Source organism: Pseudoxanthomonas sp. CCNWLY206-1 (assembly GCF_039710385.1).
GTDB lineage: Bacteria > Pseudomonadota > Gammaproteobacteria > Xanthomonadales > Xanthomonadaceae > Pseudoxanthomonas_A.
Map to the genome: position 1 here is coordinate 271,063 of NZ_JBDKXI010000008.1, position 6,467 is coordinate 277,529.

Below are 6,467 nucleotides of genomic sequence, written 5' to 3' on the forward strand. Positions count from 1 at the left end.
TCTTGTCCTCATTCCATTCACGTGGCTACCGCGGCGTGCGCGTGGCCAGGCATCTGCGGAGCCGGCGAGTCGCCAGCGATGCGCGTTGCGGACGTGGCCTGCAGCCGCCACAGATAGCCGCACGCGAACCACCACAGCCCCGCGGTCTTGATCGAGAAGTACGAGTTGGAGACCAGCAGGCTCAACGCGAACGCCAGCATGAAGAGATTCTTGAACAGCTGGCCGTTGCTGGTGGGCATCCTGAGCAGGAACGAATACCCCAGCAGGAACGCGAACACGATGACGATCGACTGGGCTGCGATGAAGTAGGCGATTCCACTGTCGGAGTAGCGATAAGGAGCACCCAGTTCGAGCCCGAACCACTCGCGCGGAGTCAGGTTGACGATGGCGTCGACCGACACGAACACGCGTCCCAGCAACGTGTCCTCGTAAGCATCGACACCCAGTGCCCACACCGCCAATCCACCGGCCAGCAGCACGCCGATGAAGATCAACGCCGCCAGCCATTGGTCCACCCGCCGCAGCAACGGCGCCAACAGCAGCATCAGCAAACAGGTCGCGCTGGCCAGCCGCCCATCGGAAGCGATCAGCAGAAACAGGATCAGCACCACGGAAAGCACCATGCCGCCCAGACGCAGGGAACGCCCGAAGGTGATCGCCACCGCGCAGAAGAAAATGATGAAGTTGCCCATCGTCACCGGCTCCACGAAGATCGAGGAAACCCGCGGCAGCTCGAACCCGGCCAGCCAGTTGCGCTCGCCCGGCCGGGTGGCGCTTACGTAAAGCTTGCTGTCGTTCCAGAAATCCTCCTCGACATTGCCGCGTGTGTTGACGAAGTAGCTGCGAGGATTGACCAGGTCACCGTACAGGCCGGGCAATGCCATTTCGAACACGGCCACCAGCGAGACGATGATCGCCAGCCACAACACCAGCTTGCGTAGCGATCCCCGGTAAGCCGTGCCCAGCGCCAGAAAAGCGAACGGGATGATCGCGTCGCGTGCGAGCTTCAAGTCGAATTTCCACGTGTCCAGGAAACGGATCAGATTGAAGACGAGCACCAGGCCAAGCCCGGTCAGCACCAGCAGGATCCCCTCTCGCCCCAGCGTGCGTAGGCCAAACAAGAAGCACCCCGCATACACCACCAGTTCCACCGCGTAGGCCGCCGACGGGCCTATCGAAGCAACATTGGCGTTGAACGCTGCCAGCGCGAAGTTGTAGCCGACCCCAAGCAGCAGCAGCGCCCCTACCGCCAGGTTCGTCAGGCGATCACCTTGCGCACGCACGTCATCGATGCGCGTGCCACCGGTACGCGCCGTCACCCGCGGATCTGTCCATGGCAGCGCGTCCGGTTGCATCCCGCCATCGCCTTAGGGCTTGCTAACGCTACTGGGATAAGTCACGTTGCTTCCCCGCCTTGCCAGGGGCTTGCGCGTGGCGTAGCGACAGGCTGGCCGCCTGTTCAAGCCACGCGCGAGTTCCTGGCGAGGCGGGGAAGCAACCCAACGGGCCGCAACCCAGTGCGCACGGGCCAGCGTCATCATTCGGGCATGGATCGACATACATTTCCTCATTCTTCCTTGCCCCGCACGCACTGGATTGCGGCGTGGCTTATCCCAGTAGCGTTAGCAGGCCCTAGTACGCCTGTTTCTGGCCAAGCACCTTCACTACCGTGAGAACCATGATCTTCATATCCAGCCACAGCGACCAGCGGCGTATGTAGTCCATGTCGTACTGCACGCGCTTCTTCATGTCGCGCAGCCTCGGTGTTTCGCCGCGGAATCCATTGACCTGGGCCCAGCCGGTAATGCCCGGCTTCACGTAGTGGCGGTGCATGTAGCAATTGATCAATCGCCCGTAGTGGCTGTTGTGCTGCACTGCATGCGGGCGCGGACCGACGATCGACATGCTGCCGCCCAGCACGTTGAACAGTTGCGGCAACTCGTCCAGGCTGCTGCGTCGCAGGAAGGCACCGATCCGGGTGACCCGCGGGTCGGAGCGCGTCGCCTGCTTCAGCTCCGCGCTGGGCTCCTGGTCGGTGCGCATGGAGCGGAACTTGAGCATCTGGAAAATCTTGCCGCCACGCCCGTGGCGGTTCTGCCGGAACAACACCGGCCCGGGGGAACTCAGCTTCACTGCGATGGCAATGCCGATCATGAGCGGCGACAGCATGATCAGCGCGATGAGTGCCAGCACCCTGTCGACCACGCCTTTGGTGACGAAGAACGAATTGTCCGGAGCTCCGCTGCCTTGGCGAAGATTGATCACCGGCACGCTGCCCAGTTGCTCACTGGATTGATTGAGCACCGCCAAGTCGGAAATATCCGGAATCAGCTTGATCTTGATCGGCGTCTGTTCGAGCTTGGCGAGCACCGATTTGATCTGGTCCAGCTTGCCCAGCGGCAACGAGATCCACACCTCTTCCACGCTGTCGGTCGCCAGGTACTCGATCAGCTGGTCCGCATCACCCAGGCATTGCAGTTCGGTGCGCTCAGCGATAACGATATCTTCGCGGGTGCTGAAATACCCGACCATCTGCATGCCCACCCAGGCGTTCTGGCGCAGATAGCGATGGATCTTGACCACCGGCGGGCGCAGCCCCACGACGACCACGCGTTGAACGTCGATGCCTTGGCTGCGAATCCAGTACAACACGCTGCGCGCGATCGTCCGCGACATACCCAACAGTGCGAATCCAATCGCGAACCACATGCCTACCCAGAGTCGGGAAGTCTCTTGCCCGAGCTGCAAACTCCAGGTGTGCACGGTGAACAGCAAGAACACGCCGGTCCAGGCCATCCCCAGCACGGCGACCTCGCGGAACACACCACGTCCGCGCCAGCTGCGATACAGCGGAAAGACGTTGAAGCAGATCATCGCGAACAGCAGCGATGTGCTGATGGGAATCCGATACTCGATGGCGGGTATCCATTCCCCGAAACGAAGCCGGTAGGCGATCAGGGCGGAGGCCAGCACGACCGACAGATCCGCGAACCTTAGGCACAGATCCGCGGCGGTTGAGTATTTGGACAGCAAACGGGGGGAGGACGCCGAAGTATCGGCGCTGATATTTGCCAGAAGCATTTTGAGTATTCCGCAACATGCTCGGAGCAGGCCTGACGCGGGGGGACGTCGAAGCGCGAACCGTGCTGTTTAGTTACCTCGTCGTCGCCTTCCTCGATGCCCTCCCGCACCGACCCCGGGTCTAACGACAAGCTCGCTTACTGGTGGAAAACTACGGAAATCTCCGGTGGTTCCATCCGCTGCTATTCGCTATTCCATGCATTCATGACCCTTGTTTTCGAGCGTACGATTGTTTTCGCTGCACTGCAACATAGTTCAACAGTGCGTGAAGAAAGTGTGAGCCAGTGTGATTTTCAACCGATGCGATTCAGCCGAATGTGGTGGAGCGTGATTCGCCCCTCAAAACAAATGCGGAGTTCGACTGAACCCAATGACACGCGTCACTTACGAATTGGGAATCCGCACGTATTTCTGAAATTCGCCGGCGAATTTTTTGAAGGTTGCCGACGTACGATTTTGATCGCCGTCGCGATGTCGAACATTCAATGCACGAGGAACACACCCAACCAGCATTCGATTCATGCACCCTGCCGGTGCATGCGCGTGGTCATCAATTGGTAGTGTCCGATCACGAAACTGGCCGATGGCCTGGCCGCATGACATGCAAGAGCAACGCTACGATCAAGCCAAGGAAAATACCGAAGACGGCGGCCAGCGCCAGATTGAATCCAACGCGTGGCGAGTATTGCTTGGTCGGAACATCCGCGTTGTCCACCACGGAGATATTGTTGGCGCCGACGTTGCCGGCCACGCCTATTTCCTTGAATCGCTGCAATAGTCCGTCGTAGAGCTGGCGATTGGTGTCCGCTTCGCGCTTGAGCATGTTGTAGCGGATGCTGCGGTCCTGCAGGTCCAGCTCGTCGCCCTTCAGTTGTTCGATACGCTGCTCCAGCATCTGCTCATGCAAACGGGCGGCATCGTACTGCGCCTTGATCGACGCGCGGATATTGGTCGCTTGCAGATTGATCTGGCGATCGATGTCGCTGATCTGGCTGTTCAAGCGCAGCATCTCGGGATAATCCGCCTTGAACGTGCTCAGTTTCTGCTGGTATTCGGCGGACAGCTGTCCACGCGTCTGCAGCATGTTCTGGATCAAGGGATTGGTTACGACTTGCGGCAGCGCCAGGCCACTCGCGTTTTTCGCCTGGCTCCACGCGGCTTCGCTCTGGATGCGCGCGTCCTGCGCGGTCGCCAATAGCGCGTTGAGCTCGGTCAGGTTCTGCGCGGGCAACGATGGCTTGTTTTCGCCCAGTGAGACGATCTTCTCCTGGCCGGCGAAAACCACGAAGTTCCGTTCTGAATCTTCCAGCCGCTGTTTCAGCTGAGCCAAACGCTCGGACAGGTATTTGGTGGCGAACGTCGAGGCTTCCAACCGGCGTTCCAGGCCACTGGCGATGAATTCGTCGGCATAGGTATTGGCGACACGTGCCGAAAGCTCCGGATCCGGCGAGTCGAAGTTCACCTTCACCAAACGGGAGTTGCGCACCGGCTCGACGTTCAATGAGGCGAGTACCTGGCCGGTGAGCGCACGTTCGATCAACGCCTGCTTGGAGGGGTTGATCTTGTCAGGCGCGCGCTCGTCGGAAGCCCGCTTGCTGGCAGCGGCCTCCTCGTACTTCTCAAGCGCGGTTTCGACGCTTTCCTTGTAAACCGGATGGCTCGCCAGCCCGGCCTTGGTGATCACCCGGCGCGCCAGCGAACGGCTCATCATCAGTTCGTACTGCGTCTGATAGAAGTCCCGATCCTGCGGCGATTCGGTCGGCATCAGGTCGTCCATGTTCACGACCTTCATCGCCTCGCGCTCGATCTGCAGCGTCGTGGTTGCCCGGTACTTGGGCGTCATCGCCAGGCTTGCCGCCAGCGCCACCAGCACCACGACGGCCGCGATTCCGGCGACCACCCACCACCGGCGAAGAATGCCGCGGCCGAATTCGGCCAGCGTGGCGGTGATGGGGCCGTCGTAGTCGGAATGGCGCAATGTATCGGCTCGGACGTTCGCGTTCATCGGTTGTAGGCCCGCCATACCGCGACGAAAGGCGTGAGTTCGACCAGTGTGCGCAGCCACACTCGCGTATCGGAGCGATCGACGATGATGATGTCGCCACCGTAGATATCGGGATCGCGCAGTTTGCCTTCCTGTATCTGGATCAGGTCGAACCTGGCGAATATGCGTTCGCCGCCGACCGTACGGAACACGATGACGTTGTGTTGGTTGGCGACGTTGCTGACGCCGCGCGCCAACGACACTGCTTGCTGCAGCGTCAGGTGCGGAGCGCCCATCGGATAGATGCCGGTCTGTTCCACCGCGCCACTGACGGTCACTTTCTGATTCGGCGATTCCAGCAAGGAGATCGTGACCTGCGGATCCTGCAGATAGCGGTCGCGATAGCGCGCTGCTACCTGGTCCTGGATCTGGCTGACCGTCAAACCCGCGGTCTCGACCGCACCAATAAGGGGCAATGAAATCTTGCCGGCATTGTCGACCCGCACATCGCGTTCGAGGTCTTCGACTTGGAACACCTGCACTTTGAGCAGATCCCCTGGCCCGATCTTGTATTCGGGCCTACCCAGCGCTTCGCTGACAGGGTCCGCCGGCGGCAGTTCGCGAGTAGGCCCTCCAGCACTACAGCCGAACAGTGCCAACAGGCAGCCCGCCATCACCCAAGTACGCACCCATGTACGGTCGATCTTTCTCAAGCATGCCACCTTTGGATTCTGGGCGGCCATATGCGATGGCCAGCCTAAGGGTTATCGACACCTTGCCAAATCCTGGCGGTATTGATCAATCGTGTTTTGCAATCTACTTCGGCCGTTCGTGCGATGCCGATGGGATATTCGAACCAAACTTGTGCAAGCGCGATCCAGCTGCACTAGCCAAACATATCCGGAGTTCGAAGACACATCTATCCCGGCAGCGTTCTAACCTGCCATGAATATCGCAAAGTGTGGAATCGCCTGCATTTACAGGCAGCGGACCGCATCGCAACCTGGCATTGTGGTTTGCCTTGGGCGAAGATCGTGTGAAGGGCGGCTGATCCGCGCTTGCTGGAGCGCTTTGAAGCGTCGTAGAGCCGAGCTTGCTCGGCTGCTCTTCGATGGCTGCACGTGGAGCTTCAAAAGCAGCGGAGTCCCCCAAGGGGATGTAACAAGCTCCGCTCTACAGAGCCTGCGGGCTGCCCGAATTATCTGCGTGTTACCGAAGCGTCGTAGAGCCGAGCTTGCTCGGCTGCTCTTCGATGGGTGCACGTGGAGCTTCAAAAGCAGCGGAGCAAGCTCCGCTCTACAAGAGCCTGCTGGCTGCCCGAATTGTCTGCGTGTTACCGAAGCGTCGTAGAGCCGAGCTTGCTCGGCTGCTCTTCGATGGGTGCACGTGGAGCTTCAAAAGC

Annotated in this window: 4 protein-coding genes; all 4 read right to left on the reverse strand. The window is 60.1% G+C overall.

The features are described 5' to 3' along the window. Positions 1-17 precede the first annotated feature (17 nt). Positions 18-1,355, reverse strand: a complete 1,338-nt coding sequence (locus AADW18_RS17835; RefSeq protein ID WP_337344746.1) for a polysaccharide biosynthesis protein GumE — start codon at positions 1,353-1,355, stop codon at positions 18-20. Between the two features lie 277 nt (positions 1,356-1,632). Beyond that, entirely contained in the window at positions 1,633-3,081 is a 1,449-nt protein-coding gene (locus AADW18_RS17840) for an undecaprenyl-phosphate glucose phosphotransferase (RefSeq protein ID WP_337344747.1), read from the reverse strand. Positions 3,082-3,649: 568 nt separating this feature from the next. After that, a complete protein-coding gene (locus tag AADW18_RS17845) occupies positions 3,650-5,104 on the reverse strand; it encodes a GumC family protein (protein ID WP_337344748.1) in 1,455 nt (484 codons plus the stop codon). Continuing rightward, the gene (locus tag AADW18_RS17850; RefSeq protein ID WP_337344761.1) at positions 5,083-5,739 is read right to left on the reverse strand and encodes a polysaccharide biosynthesis/export family protein; all 657 of its coding nucleotides are present in this window, start codon (positions 5,737-5,739) and stop codon (positions 5,083-5,085) included. Before AADW18_RS17850 ends, AADW18_RS17845 begins: the two co-directional genes overlap by 22 nt. Positions 5,740-6,467: the final 728 nt, after the last annotated feature.

What these genes read in the sequence shown, in the direction of transcription:
- AADW18_RS17835 (WP_337344746.1), bottom strand. Translation starts at nt 1,355, where the DNA reads ATGCAACCGGACGCGCTGCCATGGACAGATCCGCGGGTGACGGCGCGT.
- AADW18_RS17840 (WP_337344747.1), bottom strand. Translation starts at nt 3,081, where the DNA reads ATGCTTCTGGCAAATATCAGCGCCGATACTTCGGCGTCCTCCCCCCGT.
- AADW18_RS17845 (WP_337344748.1), bottom strand. Translation starts at nt 5,104, where the DNA reads ATGGCGGGCCTACAACCGATGAACGCGAACGTCCGAGCCGATACATTG.
- AADW18_RS17850 (WP_337344761.1), bottom strand. Translation starts at nt 5,739, where the DNA reads ATGGCGGGCTGCCTGTTGGCACTGTTCGGCTGTAGTGCTGGAGGGCCT.